The organism is Arthrobacter sp. Edens01 (genome assembly GCF_001307035.1).
In the GTDB taxonomy this organism is placed as follows: Bacteria; Actinomycetota; Actinomycetes; order Actinomycetales; family Micrococcaceae; genus Arthrobacter_B.
In genome coordinates, this window is sequence record NZ_LKIU01000002.1 from 715584 (window position 1) to 738206 (window position 22623).

22 protein-coding genes are annotated in these 22623 nt (G+C 65.3%); 11 read left to right on the forward strand and 11 right to left on the reverse strand.

Annotation, left to right across the window (positions count from 1 at the left end):
- Positions 1–17 precede the first annotated feature (17 nt).
- The 7 genes from AO716_RS03755 to AO716_RS03785 form a co-directional block, all read right to left on the reverse strand.
- Entirely contained in the window at positions 18–1115 is a 1098-nt protein-coding gene (locus AO716_RS03755; protein WP_055239763.1) for a glutamate--cysteine ligase, read from the reverse strand.
- A gap of 118 nt (positions 1116–1233) precedes the next feature.
- Positions 1234–2331 carry a YbdK family carboxylate-amine ligase gene (locus AO716_RS03760; protein WP_055239586.1) on the reverse strand — a complete coding sequence of 366 codons (1098 nt, stop codon included), beginning with the start codon at positions 2329–2331 and terminating at the stop codon, positions 1234–1236.
- A 106-nt stretch (positions 2332–2437) separates the two neighbouring features.
- Positions 2438–3220, reverse strand: coding sequence for a class I SAM-dependent methyltransferase (locus tag AO716_RS03765; RefSeq protein WP_055239587.1), 783 nt, complete (start codon positions 3218–3220; stop codon positions 2438–2440).
- An 8-nt stretch (positions 3221–3228) separates the two neighbouring features.
- Positions 3229–4038: a histidinol-phosphatase gene (gene hisN, locus AO716_RS03770; protein WP_055239588.1), complete on the reverse strand. Its 810-nt coding sequence runs from the start codon at positions 4036–4038 to the stop codon at positions 3229–3231.
- A gap of 88 nt (positions 4039–4126) precedes the next feature.
- Positions 4127–5245: a ribosome small subunit-dependent GTPase A gene (locus AO716_RS03775; RefSeq protein ID WP_055239589.1), complete on the reverse strand. Its 1119-nt coding sequence runs from the start codon at positions 5243–5245 to the stop codon at positions 4127–4129.
- A gap of 2 nt (positions 5246–5247) precedes the next feature.
- Positions 5248–6585: a 3-phosphoshikimate 1-carboxyvinyltransferase gene (aroA, locus tag AO716_RS03780; protein ID WP_055239590.1), complete on the reverse strand. Its 1338-nt coding sequence runs from the start codon at positions 6583–6585 to the stop codon at positions 5248–5250.
- Between the two features lie 5 nt (positions 6586–6590).
- Complete coding sequence (locus AO716_RS03785; RefSeq protein WP_055239591.1) at positions 6591–7172, reverse strand: DoxX family membrane protein; 582 nt, start codon at positions 7170–7172, stop codon at positions 6591–6593.
- Positions 7173–7430: 258 nt separating this feature from the next.
- Between AO716_RS03785 and AO716_RS03790 the strand changes: the two genes are divergently transcribed.
- Positions 7431–8204, forward strand: a complete 774-nt coding sequence (locus tag AO716_RS03790; protein WP_082413284.1) for a sigma-70 family RNA polymerase sigma factor — start codon at positions 7431–7433, stop codon at positions 8202–8204.
- A complete protein-coding gene (gene rsrA / locus AO716_RS03795) occupies positions 8201–8461 on the forward strand; it encodes a mycothiol system anti-sigma-R factor (RefSeq protein WP_055239592.1) in 261 nt (86 codons plus the stop codon). The genes AO716_RS03790 and rsrA overlap by 4 nt, the downstream gene beginning before the upstream one ends.
- A 90-nt stretch (positions 8462–8551) precedes the next feature.
- Here the strand turns inward: rsrA and AO716_RS17885 are convergent, their stop codons facing one another.
- The gene (locus AO716_RS17885; protein ID WP_369299106.1) at positions 8552–8626 is read right to left on the reverse strand and encodes a 50S ribosomal protein bL37; all 75 of its coding nucleotides are present in this window, start codon (positions 8624–8626) and stop codon (positions 8552–8554) included.
- Positions 8627–8775: 149 nt separating this feature from the next.
- On the opposite strand from AO716_RS17885, the gene AO716_RS03800 reads away from it, so the two are divergent.
- Positions 8776–9741, forward strand: a complete 966-nt coding sequence (locus tag AO716_RS03800) for a zinc-binding dehydrogenase (protein WP_055239593.1) — start codon at positions 8776–8778, stop codon at positions 9739–9741.
- A gap of 71 nt (positions 9742–9812) precedes the next feature.
- Here the strand turns inward: AO716_RS03800 and AO716_RS03805 are convergent, their stop codons facing one another.
- On the reverse strand, positions 9813–10412 hold the full coding sequence (locus tag AO716_RS03805) for a GDSL-type esterase/lipase family protein (protein ID WP_055239594.1): 600 nt from the start codon (positions 10410–10412) through the stop codon (positions 9813–9815).
- A gap of 81 nt (positions 10413–10493) precedes the next feature.
- On the reverse strand, positions 10494–14312 hold the full coding sequence (locus tag AO716_RS03810; protein WP_055239595.1) for a multifunctional oxoglutarate decarboxylase/oxoglutarate dehydrogenase thiamine pyrophosphate-binding subunit/dihydrolipoyllysine-residue succinyltransferase subunit: 3819 nt from the start codon (positions 14310–14312) through the stop codon (positions 10494–10496).
- A gap of 493 nt (positions 14313–14805) precedes the next feature.
- On the opposite strand from AO716_RS03810, the gene AO716_RS03815 reads away from it, so the two are divergent.
- The 5 genes from AO716_RS03815 to AO716_RS03835 all read left to right on the forward strand — a co-directional run bounded on the left by AO716_RS03815 (position 14806) and on the right by AO716_RS03835 (position 20063).
- On the forward strand, positions 14806–16260 hold the full coding sequence (locus AO716_RS03815; RefSeq protein ID WP_082413285.1) for a hemolysin family protein: 1455 nt from the start codon (positions 14806–14808) through the stop codon (positions 16258–16260).
- The gene (locus tag AO716_RS03820) at positions 16257–17327 is read left to right on the forward strand and encodes a hemolysin family protein (protein ID WP_055239596.1); all 1071 of its coding nucleotides are present in this window, start codon (positions 16257–16259) and stop codon (positions 17325–17327) included. Before AO716_RS03815 ends, AO716_RS03820 begins: the two co-directional genes overlap by 4 nt.
- Positions 17328–17432: 105 nt before the next feature.
- Positions 17433–18398 carry a metal ABC transporter solute-binding protein, Zn/Mn family gene (locus AO716_RS03825; protein WP_055239597.1) on the forward strand — a complete coding sequence of 322 codons (966 nt, stop codon included), beginning with the start codon at positions 17433–17435 and terminating at the stop codon, positions 18396–18398.
- A 32-nt stretch (positions 18399–18430) separates the two neighbouring features.
- Positions 18431–19210 carry a metal ABC transporter ATP-binding protein gene (locus tag AO716_RS03830; RefSeq protein WP_200907587.1) on the forward strand — a complete coding sequence of 260 codons (780 nt, stop codon included), beginning with the start codon at positions 18431–18433 and terminating at the stop codon, positions 19208–19210.
- The gene (locus AO716_RS03835; RefSeq protein WP_055239598.1) at positions 19197–20063 is read left to right on the forward strand and encodes a metal ABC transporter permease; all 867 of its coding nucleotides are present in this window, start codon (positions 19197–19199) and stop codon (positions 20061–20063) included. The genes AO716_RS03830 and AO716_RS03835 overlap by 14 nt, the downstream gene beginning before the upstream one ends.
- Positions 20064–20082: 19 nt before the next feature.
- Here AO716_RS03835 and AO716_RS03840 read toward each other — a convergent pair whose 3' ends face one another.
- A complete protein-coding gene (locus AO716_RS03840) occupies positions 20083–20502 on the reverse strand; it encodes a Fur family transcriptional regulator (RefSeq protein ID WP_055239599.1) in 420 nt (139 codons plus the stop codon).
- Between the two features lie 105 nt (positions 20503–20607).
- Here AO716_RS03840 and AO716_RS03845 point away from each other — a divergent pair, with 105 nt between their 5' ends.
- The 3 genes from AO716_RS03845 to AO716_RS03855 all read left to right on the forward strand — a co-directional run bounded on the left by AO716_RS03845 (position 20608) and on the right by AO716_RS03855 (position 22623).
- Positions 20608–21267 carry an MBL fold metallo-hydrolase gene (locus tag AO716_RS03845; RefSeq protein ID WP_055239600.1) on the forward strand — a complete coding sequence of 220 codons (660 nt, stop codon included), beginning with the start codon at positions 20608–20610 and terminating at the stop codon, positions 21265–21267.
- Positions 21264–22103 carry a sulfurtransferase gene (locus AO716_RS03850; RefSeq protein WP_055239601.1) on the forward strand — a complete coding sequence of 280 codons (840 nt, stop codon included), beginning with the start codon at positions 21264–21266 and terminating at the stop codon, positions 22101–22103. Before AO716_RS03845 ends, AO716_RS03850 begins: the two co-directional genes overlap by 4 nt.
- 91 nt (positions 22104–22194) lie before the next feature.
- Positions 22195–22623 carry an HIT family protein gene (locus tag AO716_RS03855; RefSeq protein WP_055239602.1) on the forward strand — a complete coding sequence of 143 codons (429 nt, stop codon included), beginning with the start codon at positions 22195–22197 and terminating at the stop codon, positions 22621–22623.

A 22623-nucleotide genomic window follows, 5' to 3' on the forward strand; every position in this document is an offset into this window, starting at 1 on the left:
GCCGTGTTCTCCAGCCGCTACTCTCCGGTCAGAGTGGTGCCGTAAAGCCCCAGCAGCCGGGCCGTTCCTCCCTCAGCCATGGCACGCCGCTGCCGCTCGGCTCCGGTGCCGGATTCCCGGACGTCCTGCAGCCCGGCGTGAACCCATTCGGTGTCATTCTCGGCGTCAAGCGCCTCGGCAACGAAGTCCAGCAGGGCCTGGACGCGGTCCTGCGCCGGTACCAGTTTGGCACTGACGGGATCCACCAGGTGGCCGGTCAACCCCTCGCGGGCAGCCTGCCACATGGCGGCGTCAAGCAGTTCGGCTTCGGGTACCGGGCGGTCGATTCCCCGGCCTGCTTCCTCGACCGCTGTGCTCACCAGTCCGCGGACCAGGGCCGCGATCAGCACCGAGTCCCGCGCGCGCAGCTGGGCATCGCCTGCCCGGACCTCCAGGGTGGGATATGAATCCGACAACCGCGCCATCCAGGTCAGTACGCCGCGGTCAATAATCGCCCCGGTGGACACCAGCTGCGCCACGCGCCGTTCGTAGTCTGCCGCGTCCTTGAAGGTGGGAGGGCAGCCCTGCACCGGCCAGCGGCGGTAGTGGACCACGCGCCAGCTGCCAAAACCGCTGTCCCGCCCCAGCCAATAGGGAGAGTTGCAGCTCAGTGCCACGATGGCAGGCAGCCACTCGCGGATCCGGTTCAGCGCCTGCACGCCGGCCTCGCGATCCGGAATCGAAACATGGACGTGGAGTCCGTTGACGAACTGGTCTCCCACGATCCCGGGTGCGCTGTCCCGCAGCTCCCGGTAGCGTTCCTTGTCCGTCAGCTCCGGGTAATGGTCTTCTATGAACGGCGCAGAGGCCGTTCCTGACGCTACGACGGCGGTCTTTCGTGCAGCGGCTTCAAGCTGGCTTCGGAAGTTCAGCAGGTACTCTTCCGCCTCAGTCAGCGTGGCAGAGACCGGGGTAGCGGTCTCGATCTGGCAGCTGAGCAGTTCACGCTGGATTTCGCCGTCGGTCACCCGCGGCGAACGGTGCAGATAGCCTGCAACCTCCTCCGCCTTGTGCACCGGGAGCCCGGAAACCGGGTCCAGCAGCAGGTACTCTTCCTCGATGCCCAGTGTCGCCATGCATCCCTCCACATATTCCACGGCCGCAGGCATCCACCCGCAGCACTTCCTCAAAAAGACTAGGGCCGAAGGGTGCTCCGAAGCCAAATGAGAAGCTTGCTGAGGTTTTGTTGCGTGCCTAGGAGCCTGCGGTCAGCGCCGACTCATACAACCCGGTCAGGCCGTTCCAGCCCCCGGCAGCGTAGGCGGCACGCTGGCGTACGGCGCCTGTCCCTTCGGTAAGCATTCGCTGCACACCTGCCAGCACGTAGGCAAGATCGCCGTTCTCGTCCAGAACCGGACGGATGTGATCAACGAGCGCATCGACCTGCTCGGCGGCCGCGGAGGAGTCACCAAGTACTCCCATCAGCCGTCCGCCAAGTCCGTACCGGGCGGCCTGCCACAGTCCGGCATCGAGCAGCTCCGGGTCCGGATGCGAATCGGGCGCAGCGGAGTTGCTTAGGACCAGTCCGCGGACCACGGCTGCGAGGAGGACGGAGTCGGCTGCCTCCAGCTGCGCATCTCCCACTCGCACCTCAACTGTGGGGTAGTGCTCGGACAGTCGCGCAGCCCAGCCAATATGGCCGGAATCCAGGACCGCGTCAGAGCCAAGGAGCCGGGCAAGCCTGCGGTCGTAATCTGACGCATCGGCAAACTCGGGCGGGCAGCCCTGCACAGACCAGCGGCGGTAATGGATCAGGCGCCAGCTGGAGAAGTCAGTGTCAAGTCCCCGCCAGAAGGGAGAGTTGCCGGCTAGGGCTGCCAGTGTGGAGAGCCACGGACGGAGCTTGTTCAGGGCATTGATCCCGCTGTCGCGGCCAGGAACCGCAACGTGGATGTGGGTCCCGTTGACGTAATGCTCCCCGGCCACGGCACCGGTGAGCTTACCCATGGCGCGGTAGCGTTCGGTGCCCGTGACTTCGGCGGGAGTATCCGCAATTCGGGGAGCAGCACCGGAAGGCACGACGCCGATGCCGGTTGAAGCGGCCGCGGCGGCTATGGCGGTGCGGGCGCCGAGCAGCGACACTGCAGCGTCGTCCAGGGTGTCGCAGATAATGGTGGAGGTTTCGAGCTGGCAGGCGAGGAATTCCGACTGCCCAACGGGAACAGGAGGATCCGTGGCGGGAAAGGCCGGCTGCGCTGCCAGCGCCCTCGACATTTCCTCGGCCCGCGGCGTGGGAAGGCCCGTAGCCGGGTCCACCAGCAGGAACTCTTCCTCAATGCCAAATGTAGCCATGCATTCCCCTGGTTGCCGATCCGGGAGCTGCCCGCCCTTCGTTCAGTCTAGGACAGGGCCGGGTACCCCCGGGAGGGGGCCGTGCCAAGTAGCCTGGCTGATCTTCCTAGGCCCGCACAGCACGCCAGGTGAAGGTGAGGTAGGGCAGCTGCAGTTCTTGTCCCGGTGCGTGTCCAAGATGCTCGTAGAGGTACCAGGAGAGGTTGGCCAGGACCTTGGCGCGGGTGGATTCAGACGCGGACAGGTAGTAGGCGCGGGACTTGGCCAGCTCAGCGAGGTCTTCGGGAGTCATGGCAACGGACCACGAGGTGGTGTGGAATTCCTGCAGCTGCAGCTGCGGTCCCAGCTCCGGACGGAATCCCGGGCGCAGGACGTCCCCGGCATGGATGATCCGGGAAAACCGGTGGACCCAGGGCACGTTCACGTCCAGCTGGTTCCAGACCAGGCCGGCGAAGCCGTCCGGGGTGAGGATCCGGGCGAACTCCGCGGAGGCGGCAGCCGGATCGCACCAGTGCCAGGCCTGGGCTACGGTCACGGCGTCAAACGAAGTATCCGGAAGCCCTGTGTGCTCGGCCGTTCCCTCCGTGACAGGGACATCCGGCAGAGTCCGGGAGAGCTGGGCGAGCATGTCCGCGGAAGGTTCCACGGCATGGACCCGGAAACCTGCGGAAAGAAGAGCCGCAGTGTATTTTCCCGTTCCCGCGCCGACGTCCGCCACCGATATGGACGCGGCAGGGCGTTCGGCAAGGGACGGAACGCCAAAGAGCCAGTCCACCGCTTCCGCCGGGTAGCCGGGACGGATCCGGTCATAGTGTTCGGCGCCGGTGCGGTAGCTGCCGCCCAGCTGCCGGCGGCGCAGACCGTCAAGCTTGGGTCCGCTGGAAGCCACTTGGAGTCCTAGAAGAGGTCGTCGAGATCGGGGTTGAGACGCTGCAGCACTTCGTTGTGAAGCGTGCCGTTGGTAGCCAGGGCATTGCCGCCGAACGGTCCGTCCTCGCCTTCCAGGGAGGTGAAGCGCCCGCCGGCTTCGGTGACGATCGGAACCAGTGCAGCCATGTCGTAAAGGTTCAGCTCAGGTTCGCAGGCAATGTCCACGGCTCCTTCGGCAACCATGCAGTAGGACCAGAAGTCCCCGTAGGCGCGAGTGCGCCAGACGGACTCGGTCAGGCCCAGGAACTCGTCGAGGTTCCCGCGCTGCTTCCACCCGGTGAGGCTGGAATAGGACATGGAGGCATCATCCAGGCTGGAGACATTGGAGACCTTCAGGCGCGTAGCGGAGGCCAGTGAACGTCCCATGTAGGCTCCTGTGCCGGTGGCTGCCCACCACCGCTTGCCCAGCGCCGGCGCACTGACGAGACCGACTACCGGAACGCCGTCGTCCACCAGGGCGATGAGCGTGGCCCAGACCGGAACGCCGCGTACGAAGTTCTTGGTGCCGTCGATCGGATCGATGATCCAGCGGCGCGGCCCGGAACCGGTGGAACCGAATTCCTCGCCCAGCACGGCGTCACGCGGCCGTGCCCGGGAAAGCTGGCCGCGGATGGCGTCTTCGGCAGCCTTGTCTGCGTCCGTGACCGGAGTCAGGTCCGGCTTGGTCTCGATGCGGAGGTCCTGGGCCTTGAACCTGGACATGGTCTGGTCGTCCACGGAGTCGGCCATTACATGGGCGAGACGCAGATCATCGTTGTAGTTCTGAACGAACGGCATACTTCAACTTATCGCTAATGCCGGGACACTGCCCACGTTTACGCAGGTAAACGGCGTGTGCCGGCTGTGGAGGCTGCGGATTCTCCGCTTACTGGGTTCCGAGTTCCTTGGCCTGGGCACGGTTCTCGGTGCGCAGTCCGCCAGAGCCCAGCAGGCGCCGCAAAGAGGCCAGGCGTGCCGGTCCGGCCGCGCCGGCGCTGCCGGACTCAACCCAGGGATCCAGCCCGCAGTTCACGGCGTCGTCGTCATGGCGGCAGCCGCGTTCGCAGGCTTCGGTTCCCGGCTCCAGGTCCGGGAAGGCACTGAGGATACGGTCCGGGTCCACATGGGCCAGTCCGAAGGACCGGATGCCCGGTGTATCAATGATCCAGCTGCCTGCCGGGGCATCCTGCACCTTGAGCGCCAGGGCCGAAGAAGAAGTGTGCCGGCCGCGGCCGGTAACAGCGTTGACGCCGCCGGTTGCCCGCCGGGAACCGGTCAGGGCGTTGACGAGTGTGGACTTTCCGACGCCGGAGTGGCCCACCAGCACGCTCACCTTGCCGAGCAGGTGTTCGTGCAGGGCTGCGACTGCGCCGCCAGCCAGCCGGGCCGAGAGGCCGTCGTCGGATTCAGAGTCGATGCCCGCGTCCTCTGCGTCCGCGGTCCGGCTGATGAGCACTTCCAGGTCCAGGTGCTCATAGTTGGCCAGCAGCTCGGACGGGTCCTTCAGGTCTGCCTTGGTGATGCACAGCAGGGGAGAGATGCCGGCGTCGTAGGCAGCCACGAGGGCGCGGTCGATGAAGCCTGTGCGCGGCTCGGGGTTGGCAGCAGCCACCACAATCACCAGCTGGTCCGCGTTGGCCACCACTACCCGTTCCACCGGGTCGGTATCGTCTGCGGAGCGGCGCAGCAGGGTGGCGCGCTCGTTCACCTTAACCAGCCGGGCGAGGCTGTCCGGTGACCCGCTGACATCTCCGACGAGGCCGACGAGGTCTCCGGCGACCACGGGGGTCCGGCGCAGTTCCCGCGCCCGGGCAGCCGTGACGATCCGTTCCCGGGGAGTGTCCTCGTCCACGATCGCGGTGTAGCGTCCGCGGTCCACGGTGATGATCCGCCCGGTAACGGCATCTTCATGGGCAGGCCGGTCCTTGGTCCGGGGACGGGAGCCCTTTTTGTTGGGACGGATGCGGACGTCGGATTCATCCCAGCCTGCCGTACCCCGTGCCACAGCTAGCCTTCCTCCGCGCCGGGAGCGGCGCCGGTCACCAAGGCGGTCCAGAGCTCAGCGAACTCCGGCATGGTCTTGGAGGTAGCCGCGATGTCCTCAACGATGACGCCGGGAACCACCAGGCCGAGAATGGCCCCGGCGGTGGCCATGCGGTGGTCGGCATAAGTGCCGAACATGCCGCCGTGCAGCGGTGCAGGCTCGATCCGCAGTCCGTCAGCGGTTTCCGACACCGCTCCGCCCAGAGAGTTGATCTCGGTCTTCAGGGCCGCGAGGCGGTCTGTTTCATGGCCGCGGAGGTGGGCTATGCCCGTAAGGACCGACGGCGAATCGGCCAGCGCGCACAGCGCAGCGACCGTCGGGGCGAGTTCGCTGGTGTCCGCAAAGACGCCCCCGCGGATTCTCCCGGTGCCCGTAACGGTCAGTACGCCGTCGGACAGCTCAGCCGTGGCGCCCATCTGCGGCAGGATCTGCCTCCACTTGTCGCCCACCTGGGTGGTCTTCGCAGGCCACCCGGGAATGCTGACGCTTCCTCCGGTTGCGACTGCTGCAGCGAGGAAGGGCCCGGCGTTGGACAGATCGGGTTCGATTTCGACGTCGAAGGCCCTAATGGCGCCGGGCGCAACACGCCATTCGCTGGCGGTTGAATCATCCACGGCGACTCCGCACTGGCGCAGCACCTGCACGGTCATGGCGATGTGGTCCAGGCTGGGAACGTTCTCACCGGTGTGGACCAGGTGCAGGCCCTCGGTGAAGCGTGCTCCTGCCAGGAGCAGGGCCGAGACGAATTGTGAGGAGGCACCGGCGTCGATCTCCAGCCGTCCGCCGGGTACTTCCCCTCGGCCGGTGACAGTGAAAGGCAGCGCACCGCGGCCATCGTCGTCGACAGTGATACCGAGTCCTCGCAGGGCATCAATGGTGGCGCCCATGGGCCGCAGCCGCGCATGGGGATCACCGTCGAAGCCTGTTGTTCCAGAGCGGAGCGCAGCCAGGGGCGGGACGAAGCGCATCACCGTGCCGGCGAGTCCGCAGTCAACTGCGGCGTCCCCGGAGGCCGCGGCCGGAATCGGCTCCACCAGCAGGTCCGGACCGAACGGGCCTGAGCCCGGAGCCTCGGTAATCGTCGCACCCAGTGACCGGAGTGCAGCCATCATCAGTGCGGAGTCCCGTGAATGCAGCGGAGCGCGGAGCCTCGAAGGCCCGTCCGCCAGGGCGGCGAGCACAAGGTAGCGGTTGGTCAGGGATTTGGAGCCGGGGACCCTGGCCACCCCGGAAACGGGGCGGCCAGGGGTGGGGGCCGGCCAGCCTTCAGTGACAGGCTGGAGCGCGGGAGTTGGTGTCATGGTGCTTAGGAACCTGTGATGTCTGATGCTGCGCTGCGGACAGCGCGGTCTGCCTTGGCGATCTGCTTGCGTGTCTGCTTGGTGACTTTGCGGGAGCGGCGGCCGGCATCCTTGCCCATGGCCCGCACGCTGCGCTGCGTGTCGGAGACGAGGTGTTCTGCACGCCAGGCAAGGCCGGGCCGGCCGTTGGTATCCACTGCGGCGAGCAGCACTCCGCCGATCAGGGAGAGGTTCTTGAGCAGCTGGGTGCGCCGTTCCTTGCGCCCCTCCTGGGTTGAGGCGTCCGCATTGCGGTACTCCACGAACGTGTTGACCCCGGCCGTTGCCGCCAGCACCAGGCCGGCCAGGCGGGAGAACTTGCCCAGGCCCAGCATGGCAGCAGCGCCAAGCTGTGTGGCGCCCAGGACGCGGGCTACGGCGACGGGGTTCTCTGCAAGCCCTGCTGCCGAAGGAACAGTGGCGCCCAGGCGGTTGAGGGTGGGGGTGAGCTGCTGGGCGGTCTGGTCGGCGTTGCGCAGCCGTTCCACACCCGCTGCCACGAAACCGGCAGCGAGGAGCGGTCGGGCTAGGGTTCGGACAATCGTCATGCGTGCCTCCTGTTTGACGCCGGTCAGGCGTGCGGTTTGCGGGTGATGCGGCTGCGCCGGCCGCGGAACGTGACCGTGCGCAGCGACACCCCTAGTCTGGCACTTTTGGTGACCTTGTACACCTCGGGGGCTTTAACTGTCTACTGCCCGGCTCCGAGGAATATCCGCAGGCGGGCAGGGGTTATGGCTGGTACCGCCGCGGGGCCGGAAGCCCGGAGCCGCCGGCGGCCAGGGAACTCTCGACGAAAGCGGAGGCAGATGGCGGGCTTGTTGCTGCAGGACCGAAACACGGCTGGGCCCCCGGAGCCCGGGTTGCTGGCGAGCACACGCCCCTTACACTTGGACGTAATGAGAACTGATGTGCCGGAAGGCAGCCCACAGGTGGAAGATCCGGGCCTCGACGTCGCAGCTGAGTCCGAACAGGCCCGCAAACTCAGGTTTGAGCGCGATGCCATGCAGTACGTGGACCAGCTGTATTCAGCAGCCATGCGCATGGCCCGCAACCCTGCCGACGCGGAGGACCTGGTGCAGGAGGCCTACACGAAGGCCTTCTCCGCTTTCCACCAGTACAAGCCAGGGACAAACCTCAAGGCCTGGCTGTACCGCATCCTGACCAACACGTACATCAACCTGTACCGCAAGCGGCAGCGTGAGCCGCTGCAGGCCAACTCCGACGGGGTGGAGGACTGGCAGCTGGCCCGTGCGGCTGAGCACAGCTCGTCCGGGCTGCGGTCGGCCGAGGCCGAAGCGCTGGACCACCTCCCGGATTCGGACGTGAAAAGCGCGCTGCAGGCCATTCCCGAGGAATTCCGCCTGGCGGTCTATTTCTCCGACGTCGAGGGTTTTGCGTACAAGGAAATTTCCGAAATCATGAACACGCCGATCGGCACTGTGATGTCCCGGCTGCACCGCGGCCGCAAGATGCTCCGCGAACTGCTGGCGGAGTACGCCCACGAACGGGGCATCAAGGGCAAGGCACAAAAAGCCGCAGCCGGCGCGGCGGAGACCAAGAATCAGGGGAACACACTATGAGCGATTGCCAGAGCCTGGGTGATTGCGACGACGCGCGCATCGAGCGGCTGTATGAATACCTCGACGGCGCCCTCTCGCATAAGGACCTCGTGGAGATCAAGGAACACCTTGAAGGCTGCCCGGAGTGCGCCGAAGAACACGACCTGGAATGCGTGATCCGCTCTGTCGTGAAGAGGTGCTGTACCGAAGAGGCACCCCAGACGCTGAAGGCAAGCATCCTCGCCCGGATCAGCCAGATCCAGTCTGTGGATCACTAGCTCCCCAGGCCAAGAGAAAACCCCCGCCGCCGTTGGAGGTTGCGGGGGTTTTCTGCGTTAGCGCGGATAATCCGGCTACACGTCCCTGATTTAGGTGTTGGGACGCTTGCCGTGGTTTGCGCCGCCGCGCTTACGGTCACGACGCTTGCGTGCTCGCTTGCTCATGGCTGCCTCCTTCGTTCGCTTTCAAGTTCTGCCCTTCAGTCTCCCACACACTGCACCGATGGCGTAAATGCGCCAAATCCGCTCTCCCGGGCACACTCCACGGGCCTTCGCCTAGGATGGGTCCAACCAAGCGACCAAAGGAGTTCCGCATGCGTGCCGTGTACGCCCAGTCCCAGTCCCAGGAGGATCCGCTCAGCGGCCTAGTGGTGGGGGAACTGCCCGTTAGCGAACCGGAGCCGGGATTCCGCCGCGTCCGTGTCCTGGCCTCTGCCCTGAACCAGCACGATCTCTGGTCCCTGCGGGGAGTGGGCCTGCCTGCAGAACGGCTGCCGATGGTGCTGGGATGCGACGGCGCCGGCGTCGACGACGAAGGCAGGGATGTCATTATCCACTCGGTAGTCTCCAGCCCGGGCTGGGAAGGGGACGAAACACTTGACCCGCGCAGGACGCTGCTCTCGGAACGCTATGCCGGAACCATGGCGGACGAAGTCTGGGTTCCGGAACGCAACCTGATTCCAAAACCCGCGCAGCTGAGCTTCGAAGAAGCGGCATGCCTTTCCACGGCGTGGCTGACGGCCTACCGCATGCTCTTTACCGTCTCGCCCGCGGCGCCGGGCTCCACCGTACTGGTCCAGGGAGCCGGGGGAGGCGTCGCAACAGCGCTGGTCTCCCTCGCATCAGCCGCCGGTTACCGCGTGTGGGTAGCCGGCCGAAACCCCGGCAAACTGGAGCACGCCCGCAGTCTGGGTGCCGAGGCCGTTTTTGAGATCGGTGCCAGGCTCCCGGAGCGGGTGGACACGGTTTTTGATTCAGTGGGTGAGGCTACCTGGTCCCACTCCCTGAAGGCGCTGAAACCCGGAGGCGCCCTGGTGACCTGCGGAGCCACGAGTGGAGGGAACCCGCCCGCAGACCTGAACCGGATCTTCTTCCTGCAGCTCAAGGTCCTGGGGTCCACCATGGGCACCAAGGCCGAACTTCAAAGACTGATCGGGTTTCTGCTCGCCACCGGAGTCCGGCCGGAAATCGACTCGGTACTGCCTTTGGAAGAGGCGGCAAAGGGTTTCCGGCGCCTGAATGACGGTGAGGCAACCGGCAAAATCGTGTTCCGGCACTAGCGGGGTTTGGATCCGCAGACAGGAAAGGCGTCCGCCGGAGCGGACGCCTTTCCTGTCTGGCTGGTAAATCCCTAGTTCATGTCCGGAAGGTCGAGCCAGCGGAACCAGCCGCGGTGCAGGACCAGCCAGGCGATAAGCCCGTAGCCGGCCTGGCCGGGAGTGCCGCCGTTGGAAGCAAGGTCGGTACGCCACTGCTCGTGGTTCAGGAGCGGGGTCAGAGTATCGACGTAGACGTGTTTGCGGCGCGTGGTGACGTCGCCGAAGGCGGCGGACAGGTCGGCCAGTTTCCGGTTGCGCTCGGCATCGAGTCCTGGCGGAGGGCCGACGACCAGCACCTTGATGCTCATCTGGGCGGCGCCGTCCAGGATGTTGGCAAGGTTGAGGCGGCTGCGGGCCGTGGACAGTTCCAGGTCGAGATCACGGTCTGAAAGTCCAATAACCAGCCTGTTCTCGCAGGTCTCATCGAACCTCCGGCCGGCTTCCATCAGCCAGCGGTTGGCGAGGGCCTCTGTCCCCTCGCCGGGGGCGGCAAGGCTGTAGGCCTGAAGGGTTGCGTTTTCCGGCGTAGTGCGGGCCAGTACGCGTCCCAGCCAGCCGAGGGCACGGGGGTCACCGTGACCGGCGAGCAGTTCGTCACCGACCGCAGCGAGCCTGATTCTGCGTTGTTCCACGAATTCCCTTTTCAGTTGCGAATGTCGAAGGGGTTAAAAGCCGGGTGGGGCACCATCCGGTGCCCCACCCAACCTAGCCTATTAGCGGCGTTCGAACGCCTTCTTGACCAGGATGTCCTGCTCCACGGCGTGGCGCTTGGCCGAGCCGGTCGCCGTCGAAGCCGACGCCGGACGGGAGACCAGCCGCAGCGGACGGTCCAGTTCCGGCGGCAGGTTCAGGCCGATGAACGGCCACGGACCCTGGTTTGCGGGCTCATCCTGTGCCCAGATGAGTTCCGCGTTCGGGTACTTCGCGACAGCCTCCTGGATCTCCTTGTAGGGCAGCGGGTAAAGCTGCTCGACGCGGATGATCGCCGTCTTCTCATCACCGGACTTCTGGCGGTTGGCCAGCAGGTCGTAGTAGAGACGGCCGGAGACCAGCAGCACCTTGTCCACGGCGCTGCCGTCCAGCTCGGCATGTTCGCCAATGACCGGCTGGAACGAGCCCTGGGTAAAGTCCTCGACCGACGTAGCTGCTGCCTTGAGGCGCAGCAGCTGCTTCGGGGTGAAGACCACCAGCGGCTTGCGGGGACGGCTGTATGCCTGGCGGCGCAGCAGGTGGAAGTGCGAGGCACCGGTCGTGGGGTTGGCCACGATCATGTTGTCTTCGGCGCACAGCTGCAGGAAGCGCTCAATGCGGGCGGACGAATGATCCGGTCCCTGGCCTTCGTAACCGTGCGGCAGCATCATGACCAGCGAGGAACGCTGGCCCCACTTCTGCTCAGCCGAGGAGATGAACTCGTCGATGATCGTCTGTGCGCCGTTGACGAAGTCGCCGAACTGCGCCTCCCACAGCACAAGGGCGTCCGGGCGTTCCACCGAGTAGCCGTATTCGAAGCCGAGGGCAGCGAATTCGGAGAGCAGCGAGTCGTAGATCCACAGCTTGGCCTGGTTCGGATCCAGATCGCCCAGCGGAGTCCACTCTGCGCCGGTGGCGCGGTCGTGGAAGACAGCGTGGCGCTGGGTGAACGTGCCGCGGCGGGAGTCCTGGCCGGCCAGGCGAACGGGAACACCTTCCATCAGCAGCGAGCCGAAGGCGGCGATCTCGGCGAAGCCCCAGTCGATGTTGCCCTCACGGGACATCTGCTCGCGCTTCTCCAGCAGGGACTTCAGCTTCGGATGGACCGTGAACCCTTCGGGAATGGTCACATGGGCCTTGCCGATGCGGCCAAGGGTGTCCGCGGAGATCGCGGTGCTGGCCGGTGCCACGACGGTGGAACCTTCCTGCTGCGCCGCGGGGCGCTCCAGGTCGGAGACAGCCTCGGAGTCCTTGGTGATGACCGGGATCGGAGAAGTCTGGGCGGCATGCGTTTCCGCGAAGACCCGCTCAAGGCGGCTCTGGTAATCGCGAAGTGCCTGCTCGGCTTCTTCCTGGCTGATGTCACCGCGGCCAATCAGCGACTCGGTGTAGAGCTTGCGCACCGAGCGCTTGGCCTCGATCAGGGAGTACATCATCGGCTGCGTCATCGAGGGATCGTCGCCCTCGTTGTGGCCGCGGCGGCGGTAGCAGACCATGTCGATGACGACGTCCTTGTTGAACCGCTGGCGGTAGTCGAAGGCCAGCTGGGCCATCCGCACAACCTGCTCGGGATCGTCGCCGTTTACATGGAAGATCGGTGCCTGGACCATCTTCGCGACGTCGGTGGCGTACACGGAGGAACGCGAGGACGTCGGAGCGGTGGTGAAGCCGACCTGGTTGTTCACGATCACGTGGATCGTGCCGCCCGTGCGGTAGCCGCGCAGCTGGGAGAGGTTCAGCGTTTCCGCCACCACGCCCTGGCCTGCGAAGGCTGCGTCGCCGTGGATGAGGATCGGCAGGACGGGGAACTCATCCCCGCGGTCCAGCCGGTCCTGCTTGGCCCGGACAATGCCCTCGAGCACGGAGTCGCCGGCCTCAAGGTGGGACGGGTTCGCGGCAAGGTAGACCTTGGTCTGGTTGCCGTTGTCCGAAGTGAAGGTGCCCTCGGTGCCGAGGTGGTACTTCACGTCGCCGGAGCCCTGCACGGAGCGCGGGTCCTGGGTGCCTTCAAACTCGCGGAAGACCTGGGCATAGGTCTTCCCGGCGATGTTGGTGAGCACGTTGAGGCGGCCGCGGTGGGCCATGCCAATGCCGACCTCTTCCATGCCTTCGTCAGCGGCACCGGAAATGATGGCATCCAGCAGCGGAATCAGGGACTCGCCGCCTTCCAGCGAGAAGCGCTTCTGGCCGACGAACTTCGTCTGCAGGAACGTTTCGAATGCCTCTGCGGCGTTGAGCTTGCTCAGGATGCGCAGCTGCTCTTCGCGGGAGGGCTTGCTGTACGGAGCCTCGAGGCGGTCCTGGAACCAGGAACGTTCTTCCGGGTCCTGGATGTGCATGTACTCGATGCCTGCGGTACGGCAGTAGGCATCCCGCAGCACGCCGAGGATCTTGCGCAGCTTCAGCATCGGCTTGCCGCCGAATCCACCGGTGGGCCACTCGCGGTCCAGATCCCACAGGGTGAGGCCGTGGTTCAGGACGTCGAGGTCCGCGTGGCGGCGCTGGACGTACTCCAGCGGGTTGGTGTCCGCCATCAGATGGCCGCGCACGCGGTAAGCGTGGATCAGCTGCTGGATCCGGGCAACCTTGTTGATCTGCTCATCCGGGTTGACCTGGATGTCAGGGCTCCAGCGGACCGGCTCATACGGGATGCGCAGGGATTCGAAGATGTCATCGTAGAAGTTCTGCTCGCCCAGCAGGAGCTGGTGGATGATGCGCAGGAACTCGCCGCTGCCTGCACCCTGGATGACCCGGTGGTCATAGGTGGAGGTCAGCGTGATGATCTTGGAGATGGCGTTGCGTGCGAGGATCTTCTCATTCGCGCCCTGGAACTCAGCCGGGTATTCAAGGGCGCCGGCACCGATGATGCAGGCCTGGCCCTTGGACAGACGGGGTACGGAGTGAACCGTACCGATGCCGCCCGGGTTGGTCAGGGAGATCGTGGTGCCCTTGTAGTCATCCGCGGTGAGCTTGCCGGCGCGGGTGCGCTTGACCAGGTCTTCGTAGGCGTGCCAGAACTCCGAGAAGTTCAGCGTCTCAGCCTTCTTGATGTTCGGAACCACCAGCAGGCGGGTGCCGTCCGGCTTGGGCATGTCGATGGCCAGGCCGAAGTTGATGTGTGCGGGCTGGACTGCAACGGGCTTGCCGTCCACCTCGTCGTAGTACACGTTCTGGGACGGGAACTGGGCAGCGGCACGGATGATGGCGTAGCCGAGGAGGTGGGTGAAGGAAACCTTGCCGCCCCGGGCACGCTCCAGGTGGCTGTTGATGACAATCCGGTTGTCGATCAGGAGCTTGGCAGGAACAGCCCGCACGGTGGTGGCCGTGGGAACGCTCAGGCTGAGGTCCATGTTGGTGGCAATAGCCTTTGCCGGACCGCGCAGGACGGTTACGGTGTCCTCTTCAGTCTCGGTGTTGGGCTTGGTCTTGGGCAGCTGTGCCGGGATGGGCGCGGACTTGGTTTCCGGCTTGGCAGCGGCGGCGGCCGATTTGGGCTCATCCTTCGGAGAGGATGCTTCCTTGGCCACGGGGGGCTTTCCTGACTGCTGGGTTGCTGCCGGGGACTCCGCGGAAGCCTTGGGTGCCTGTGCCTCGGTGTTCACGACGGGCAGCTGGCGGGTTGCCGGATTGGCGCCGAGTTCGCTCGGCGGAGTTGAGCCGTTCCCGGAGGCTGAGTTGCCGGACGCCTGCTTGGCGTCCTCCGCCTTGAACGAGTCGAAAATGCTCCACCACTTCTTGTCAACAGAATTCTTGTCCTTGAGGTACTGCTCGTACAATTCGTCGACAAGCCATTCGTTCCCGCCGAATTCCTCCGGCAGGCGGTGGTTGGGTTGGTCTGGCACTAGATATACGCCTCTTCCATGAGTTGCCGTTTGCCCTGATGGCACCATGATCTGAGCGCTTCCGCCTCAAGACTTGCTGGTGCGGCCCGGTGCGCAGTGACCGAGACTTGGTTGCAAGTCTAGTTACAGATGGACGGAAGTGGCCAATCTCCACGCTGTGCGCTTGTGGCATTGGACACACTTTGGATTCGCGGACACGTGGGACAATACGCCCGTGCGGCGGCTCATTTTCTATCTGGCGCAGGCTGGTCAAACCTGTAAACTTGAAATTCTATGGACAGCAACTCTAGGCGCCGGCCTGCATCCTGTGCGGTAAAACCTGCACGGACGCACAGAGCCGGCAACGCCCGCACAAGATCCCCGCATTCTCCGGCAGCGTCATCGGAGCCTTCCAGTCCGGCTTCTGCCGACCACCCTCCTTCGGGCGCTAATCCGCCAACCGGCTCCCCGGGAACCGTAAACCCCAGCATGTGTGCGGGGGTGCTTTCCTGACATGGAGTGGCTATTCCTGCTCGCCGGACTGCTGCTTATCTGCGGTACCGGTTTTTTCGTAGCCGTTGAGTTTTCACTGGTTGCCCTCGACCAGCCCACCGTGCGCCGCGCGGTGGAAGAGGGGGACACCCGCGCGGAACCGCTGCTTCGCTGCCTGACCACGCTCTCAACCCAGCTCTCCAGCTGTCAGCTGGGGATTACCCTCACCACCCTGCTGACCGGCTACGTGATGGAGCCGTCGGTCGGGAGGCTGCTGCAGGGCCCGCTGGCATCGCTTGGCCTGCCTCCGGCAGCTTCGCTGTCCGTTTCCGTTGTCGCGGCGATGGTCCTGGCTACTCTGCTCTCGATGCTGCTGGGCGAACTGATCCCCAAGAACATGTCGATTGCGCTGCCCTTTACAGTAGGGCGGGCGCTGGCACGGCCGCAGCTGGCCTTCACCTTTGTGTTCAAGCCGGCCATCCTGCTCCTGAACGGCTTCTCCAACAAGGTGCTGAACCTTTTCGGCCTCGAAGCCAAGGAAGAAGTCTCCGGCGCACGAACCCCGGCAGAGCTGTCCTCGATGGTGCGCCGCTCGGCTGAGATGGGCACCCTGGACGCGGGGACGGCGAACTTCCTGGCCCGGACGCTCTCCTTTTCCGAGCGTACGGCGGCGGACGTGATGACGCCCCGTATCCGCCTCGAGACAATCGACGCAGACCAGCCGGTCTCCGACGTTATTGAGGCGGCCCGCCGTACCGGCTACTCGCGCTTTCCCATCCTGGGCGACTCTCCGGATGACATCCGCGGTGTTGTGCACGTCAAGAAGGCAGTGGCCGTGCCGCGCCGGAAACGTTCCGAACTGCCAGCTGCCGCCATCATGAGCGAGATCCTCCGTGTGCCGGAGACGGTGCACCTGGACTCCCTGCTCTCGGAACTGCGCAGCGCGAACCTGCAGCTCGCCGTCGTCCTTGATGAATACGGGGGAACGGCGGGGGTTGCCACGCTTGAGGACCTGGTGGAAGAGATCGTCGGCGAGGTTTCCGACGAACACGACAAGCTCAAGCCCGGCGTGCTGCAGAGTGCATCCGGCTACTGGTACTTCCCGGGCATTATGCGGCCCGATGAAGTCTCCGTCCTGATCCCGTCGCTGCATGTGCCGGACGAATCCGGCTACGAGACGGTCGGCGGTTACATCATGGCCGAACTCGGCCGCATCGCCGAGGTAGGGGACACCGTTCCCGTGCCGGACGGACTGCTTGAAGTAGAACGAATGGACGGACGGCGCATTGACCGGATCTGCTTCGTTCCCAGTGAACCTTCCAATGCAGGCAGCGTGCCGGAGACAGCAGCGCCGGAGACAGCAGCGCCGCAGGCCGGCGTCCGGACAGGCCGGCAGTCTTCGCAGGCTGCGGTCCACGGAGCGCGTGCCGTTAATAGAGCCGGTGCTTCCCCGGCACCCAAGGAGGGGGCACGATGAGTGACCTTGCCGGAATTTTTTGGCTGGTAGTCCTGCTCCTGGGCAACGCCTTCTTCGTCGGCGCGGAGTTCGCGGTGATGTCCGCCCGCCGCAGCCAGATCGAGCCACTGGCCGATGCCGGTTCCAAACGGGCAAAGACCACGCTCTGGGCCATGGAACACGTCTCGCTTATGCTCGCCTGCGCCCAGCTGGGCATCACGGTGTGCTCGCTGCTGATCCTGTACGTAGCTGAACCTGCAATCCATCACCTCCTCGCCGCGCCGCTCGAAGCGGTGGGTGTCCCGGCGGAGGTGGCCAACCTCGCGGGCTTCCTTGCCGCGCTGCTGTTCGTGACCTTCCTGCACGTGACCATTGGCGAGATGGTGCCCAAGAACATTTCCGTGTCCGTGGCGGACCGGGCTGCGCTGGCCCTGGCCCCGCCGCTGGTGATGGTCTCCCGGGTGGTCCGTCCGATCACCGCAAGCCTGAACTGGGTTGCCAACCACTCCCTGCGGCTTGTTGGCGTCACTCCCAAGGACGAGGTCACCTCGTCCTTCACCCTCCAGGAAGTGCAGTCGATCGTCCAGGAATCCACCCGGCACGGTTTGGTGGCGGATGATTCCGGTGTCATTTCCGGTGCTCTGGAGTTCTCCGGGCAGACCGCAGGGGAAGTCATGGTCCCGCTTGATGAGCTGGTTACGCTGCGCACCGACTGCACGCCGGCCGAGTTCGAAAAAGCGGTGGGCCGCACCGGGTTCTCACGTTTTGTGCTGATGGACGAGGCCGGGAACTTTACCGGCTACATGCATCTGAAGGACGTTATGGCCATCCCGGAAGAGGCCTATGAACGGCCGATCACCGAGAACAAGGTCCGCACCCTAGCCAACCTGCGCCTCGCCGACGGGATTGAAGATGCCCTGGCGGTCATGCAGCGGACCGGTTCCCATGTGGCCCGTGTCCTCGGCGAGGACTCACAGACCCGGGGCGTGCTGTTCCTTGAAGACATCATTGAACAGCTGGTGGGCGAAATCCGTGATGCCACCCAGGCCCAGGGGCTTCGCCGGTCAGGAGAGAGTTTCACCGGCTGAAATCCATCCGCCGCTTAGATGCGAATGATTCGCGTTTAGGTTATGCTGGTCAAGCCCCGGTGCCGCCGGAGGCTGCACCAATACTTGAATGGGGATACTGACACTATGCGCCGACTGCCCTTCCGCGTGGCTGGAATTCTGACTGCCGCAGCCCTGGCACTCTCTGCCTGCTCGGCATCAGAAGACGGCGGAGACAGCGGCGACGGGACCATCCGCGTGGTGGCGTCCACCAACGTCTACGGGAACATCCTGGAGACCGTGGGCGGAGAGTACGTCAGCGTTGAATCGATCATCAACCGCCCGTCACAGGATCCGCATTCCTATGAGGCGACGGCACGGGACAAGCTCGCGGTCTCCGAAGCTTCCGTGGTGGTCCTCAACGGCGGCGGCTATGACGCCTTCATGGAGACCCTGGTCAAGGAGGAGTCCGTCGCCTCCGAAAACGTGCTTAATGCCGTCCAGATCTCGGGTCTTGAGGAAGAAAGCCACGCGGACGAGGACCACGCTGAAGAGGAAACCGGAGGGGACCACGCCGGGCACTCCCACGGCGCGTTCAACGAACATGTCTGGTACGACCCGGAAGCGATGGGCCTGCTGGCAGAAGCGGCAGCCGAGCGGCTCGCCGAGCTTGATCCGGAAAACGAACAGGTCTTCCGTGACAACGCCGCGGACTTCAGTGCCGGAATCCAGGAGCTGGAGCAGCGGCTGGAGGGCCTGCGTGACCAGGCCTCCGGCCGCGACGTGGCGATGACCGAACCGGTGCCCGCATACCTCCTGGAAGACGCCGGCCTGCACAACGTCACTCCGGACGACTTCACGGAATCCGTTGAAGAGGGACAGGACGTTCCGCCGGCCGTACTGAAGACGATGCAGGACCTGATGGCCTCCGGCAGCATCGCCTTCCTGGCCTACAACGAACAGACTTCCACTGCCCAGACGGAAGCCGTCCGCAGGACTGCCGAGGACGCCGGAGTCCCCGTGGTCGACTTCTCCGAAACCCTGCCGGAAAACGAAGACTACCTGGCCTGGATGAACCGCAACGTGACGGCAGTCCAGGACGTCCTGAAGTGAGCCGCGCCGTCGTGCAGCTGCGGGGGGCCTCTATGGCCTTCGGCAGCCGTACGCTTTGGCAGGGACTTGACCTGGACATCAACGCAGGAGAGTTCCTGGCAGTGCTCGGCCCCAACGGCACAGGCAAGACCACCCTGCTGAAGGTGCTGCTCGGCCTGCAGCCGCTCAGTTCCGGCACGGTGCGGATCAACGGACACAAGGCCGAACGCGGCAGCAAGGACATTGGCTACATTCCGCAGCAGAAGACCTTTGCTGCCGGCACGCCGCTGCGGGCCCGGGACCTGGTGGGCATGGGGGTCGACGGCGACAAATGGGGGATCCGCCTGCGGCGCGCCCCTGTGCGTGCCCGGGTGGATGAACTCCTGGCCCAGGTCGGTGCCGAAAGCTACGCTGATGCGCCGGTTGGGAAGCTCTCCGGCGGCGAGCTTCAGCGGCTGCGTGCTGCCCAGGCCCTGGCCACCGATCCCGACCTCCTGCTTTGCGACGAGCCCCTGCTTTCCCTTGACCTGCACCACCAGCAGGCCATTAGCGCCCTGATTGACGCCCGTGCGCACGTCCATGATTCCGCCGTCGTGTTTGTCACCCACGAAATCAATCCGATAATCGACTACGTTGACCGGGTGCTGTACCTGGCCGGCGGGCAGTTCCGGACGGGCACGCCGTCGGAAGTCCTGCGCTCCGATGTCCTCTCCGATATGTACGGCTCACACGTTGAAGTGCTGCGCAGCCACGGCAGGATAGTGGTTCTGGGCGTACCGGATGCAACAACGCACCACCACGGCGAAGGCGAGGCCGACCTTGGAACTTTCTGATTTTCTGTCCTCGGTCTTCGACTTCAGCGACTACAGCCAGCTGCTGCCCCTGGTCACGAATTCACTGTGGGCTGCCGCCATCCTTGGCCTGGTTGGCGGGCTGATCGGCGTGTTCGTGATGATGCGGGACCTGGCATTCGCCGTCCACGGCATCGCCGAGCTCTCCTTCGCCGGCGCCGCGCTGGCCCTGCTCCTGGGCGTCAACGTGGTGCTGGGATCACTGGTCGGCTCCGTCGCCGCCGCCCTGATCCTGGCACTGCTGGGTCTGAAGGCACGGGACCGGAATTCAATCACCGGTGTCCTGATGCCCTTCGGCCTTGGCCTGGGCATCCTGTTCCTGGCGCTGTACGAAGGCCGATCGGCCAACAAGTTCGGACTGCTGACAGGGCAGATCGTTGCCGTTGACAGCGTTCAGCTGAACCTGCTGGCGGTCTGCGCCGCGGTGGTGGTTGTGGGCCTGGTCGCCGTGTGGCGGCCGCTGACCTTTGCCAGCGCGGATCCGGAGCTTGCCCAGGCCCGCGGCGTCCCCGTGGGCGGCCTGTCAATTGTCTTTATGTTCCTGCTTGGGCTCTCAGTTGCACTGTCCATCCAGGTGGTGGGTGCGCTGCTGGTGCTCTCCCTGCTGATCACGCCCGCGGCAGCGGCACTGCTGGTGACCTCATCGCCGAGGCTCGTGGTTGGGCTAAGCGTGCTCTTTGCGCTGGCCTCCGCTGTGGGAGGCATCCTTCTGGCACTGGGCGGCCGTATTCCGATCAGCCCGTACGTCACCACGATTTCCTTCGCGATCTACGTCATTTGCCGGATCATCATGGCAATCCGCGGACGTACCCGCCGCCTGGCCACCGCAGCCTAGGCTGCGCACCCGGCCGGAATCAGCGGGAGCAGTCAGGGCACAGCCCAAAGACCTCAACTGTGTGCGCGACTTCCGTAAACCCATGTTCACGGCCCAGGCGCGCCGCCCAGCTCTCGACGGCCGGCGCTTCGATTTCCACGGCCTTGCCGCAGTTCCGGCAGACAAGGTGGTGGTGGTGATGCTCGGCCTGACAGCGCCGGTACAGCACCTCACCGTCGATCCCGCGGAGTACATCAACCTGCTCCTCATCGGCCATGGACTGCAGAATCCGGTAGGTGGTGGCCAGGGAGACTTTCTCACCGCGGTCCTGAAGCAGGCGGTGCAGTTCCTGGGTACTCACAAAGTCATCCAGCGAATCCAGGGTGCGGCCCACGGCCAGCCGCTGCCGGGTCACCCGGGGCTCGGCAGGCCGCCGCGGGGACGATGGCTGCGCAGACATTCAAGCCTCCTGGGCTGACGGGGATCGGACCTCAACCCAGATTATCAGCGTTGGCACGCCGTGGCCTGCCCCGGCCCGGTCCGGGGCCCGGAGTATCGTGACCGTATGAAAATGACCAAGTACACCCATTCCTGTGTCAGGTTCGAAAAAGAGGGCTCAGTGCTGGTGCTGGATCCCGGCAACTTTTCGGAGGTCGAAGAGGCCCTCAGGAACGCCGACGCCATCCTGCTTACCCACGAGCACGCAGACCATATTGACCGTGAGCAGGTGCTGCCCATCCTCGCTGACCGCGCCGGCCTGCAGCTTTACGCCCCCGCGGCCCTGGCGGCCTCGCTGCGGGAGGAAACGGGCGACGACGCCCGGACCCGCATCCACGACGTCGAGCCCAACACTGTCCAGGACGTCGCCGGGTTTTCAGTGCGCTCCTTTGGCGGCCAGCATGCCCTGATCCACCCGCTGATTCCCATGGTGGAGAACCTCGCGTACCTGATCGAGGACCGCATTTACCACCCGGGAGATTCCTTCGTTGTGCCGAATGGGCTGAAGGCCGAGGTCCTGCTCGTCCCGATCCATGCACCCTGGTCCAAGGTCGGAGAAGTGATCGACTTTGTCATCGCGGTTGGAGCACGGACCGCCCATCCCATCCATGACGCACTGCTGAACGGGAAGGGCCGCGGGATCGTCGAGAAACACCTTGAACGCTTCGGCGCGATGTACGGCACCAGCTACCAGCAGCTGGCGCCGGGAGACGTGGTGGAGCTGTGACCGGAGTGCTGATCAGCGCAGCCGGGCTGCAGCAGGCGCTGGCAGGCGGGACGCCGGTGCGGCTGCTCGACGTGCGCTGGGAACTGGGCCGCAGCGACGGGTACCTGCGCTATCGGACCGGTCATCTTCCCGGCGCGGTCTACGTTGACCTGGATACCGAACTTTCGGCACCGGCAGGGGCAGGCGGGCGTCATCCGCTGCCTTCCCCGGCAGTGTTCGCAGCACTGGCCCAGGGCTGGGGAATCAACGACGGCGACCTGGTAGTTGCGTACGATGCCTCGGGTGGCGGCGCCGCTGCCCGGGCCTGGTGGCTGCTCCGCCACGCGGGTTTCGCGGATGTCCGGCTGCTCGACGGCGGCCTGCAGGCATGGCAGGAAGCCGGGGGAGAACTCGAAACTGCCGACGTTACTGCTGTCCCGGGCAACGTGGTCCTTTCCTGGGGGCACATGCCCGTGCTGGACATCGACCGCGCCGCGGACCTGGCGCGGGTGGGAGTCCTTCTCGACGCCCGGGCCCCCGAACGCTACCGCGGAGACAGCGAACCCGTGGACCCGCAGGCTGGCCATATCCCCGGCGCCGTCAGCCTCCCCGCTGCGGGAAACCAGGACGAACGCGGCCGGTACCTGCCGGCCGGGGAACTCAGGGAGAGATTCGCCGGCGCCGGCGCAGACGGCAGCAAGCCTGTGGGCACATACTGCGGCTCGGGCATCTACGCCTCCGCCCAGGTGGCCGCACTTGCACAGGCGGGCATCGAAGCGGCGCTGTATCCCGGCTCCTGGTCCGAATGGTCCTCCACGCCGGGGCGGCCAGTGGCAACCGGGACCGGGGACAGGTAGCGTCGAAGTCATGTTTACCGGCCGTCCCGTTCCGCCCCCGCTGCGTGTGCAGCTCCCTGGCGGGGACCGCCAGCCAGAGCAAGGAGAACGCATGAGTACGCTTTTCACCAAGATTATTGAGGGTGAAATCCCAGGCCGTTTTGTCTGGAAGGACGACGACGTCGTTGCTTTCCTGAGCATCGGCCCCCTCGCCGACGGGCACACCCTGGTGGTCCCGCGGCAGGAGATCGACAAGTGGACGGACGCTCCGGCAGACCTGCTGGCCAGGATGACCGCCGTTGCCCAGGCCATCGGCAAGGTACAGGTGGACGTATTCGGTGCCGAGCGTGCCGGACTAACGATCGCCGGTTTCGAAATAGACCACCTGCACATCCACGTCTGGCCGGCGAACTCGCTGCAGGACTTCGACTTCAGCCGCGCGGAAACCAGCCCCGACCAGGACAAGATGGCAGCCAACGCCGAAAAGCTGCGCGAAGGCCTGCGGGCCGCCGGCCACGGCGAGTTCGTTCCCGAGGCTTAG

What these genes read in the sequence shown, in the direction of transcription:
- AO716_RS03755 (WP_055239763.1), bottom strand. Translation starts at nt 1,115, where the DNA reads ATGGCGACACTGGGCATCGAGGAAGAGTACCTGCTGCTGGACCCGGTT.
- AO716_RS03760 (WP_055239586.1), bottom strand. Translation starts at nt 2,331, where the DNA reads ATGGCTACATTTGGCATTGAGGAAGAGTTCCTGCTGGTGGACCCGGCT.
- hisN (WP_055239588.1), bottom strand. Translation starts at nt 4,038, where the DNA reads ATGCCGTTCGTTCAGAACTACAACGATGATCTGCGTCTCGCCCATGTA.
- aroA (WP_055239590.1), bottom strand. Translation starts at nt 6,585, where the DNA reads ATGACACCAACTCCCGCGCTCCAGCCTGTCACTGAAGGCTGGCCGGCC.
- AO716_RS03785 (WP_055239591.1), bottom strand. Translation starts at nt 7,172, where the DNA reads ATGACGATTGTCCGAACCCTAGCCCGACCGCTCCTCGCTGCCGGTTTC.
- AO716_RS03790 (WP_082413284.1), top strand. Translation starts at nt 7,431, where the DNA reads ATGGCGGGCTTGTTGCTGCAGGACCGAAACACGGCTGGGCCCCCGGAG.
- rsrA (WP_055239592.1), top strand. Translation starts at nt 8,201, where the DNA reads ATGAGCGATTGCCAGAGCCTGGGTGATTGCGACGACGCGCGCATCGAG.
- AO716_RS03800 (WP_055239593.1), top strand. Translation starts at nt 8,776, where the DNA reads ATGCGTGCCGTGTACGCCCAGTCCCAGTCCCAGGAGGATCCGCTCAGC.
- AO716_RS03815 (WP_082413285.1), top strand. Translation starts at nt 14,806, where the DNA reads ATGGAGTGGCTATTCCTGCTCGCCGGACTGCTGCTTATCTGCGGTACC.
- AO716_RS03820 (WP_055239596.1), top strand. Translation starts at nt 16,257, where the DNA reads ATGAGTGACCTTGCCGGAATTTTTTGGCTGGTAGTCCTGCTCCTGGGC.
- AO716_RS03825 (WP_055239597.1), top strand. Translation starts at nt 17,433, where the DNA reads ATGCGCCGACTGCCCTTCCGCGTGGCTGGAATTCTGACTGCCGCAGCC.
- AO716_RS03830 (WP_200907587.1), top strand. Translation starts at nt 18,431, where the DNA reads ATGGCCTTCGGCAGCCGTACGCTTTGGCAGGGACTTGACCTGGACATC.
- AO716_RS03840 (WP_055239599.1), bottom strand. Translation starts at nt 20,502, where the DNA reads ATGTCTGCGCAGCCATCGTCCCCGCGGCGGCCTGCCGAGCCCCGGGTG.
- AO716_RS03845 (WP_055239600.1), top strand. Translation starts at nt 20,608, where the DNA reads ATGAAAATGACCAAGTACACCCATTCCTGTGTCAGGTTCGAAAAAGAG.
- AO716_RS03855 (WP_055239602.1), top strand. Translation starts at nt 22,195, where the DNA reads ATGAGTACGCTTTTCACCAAGATTATTGAGGGTGAAATCCCAGGCCGT.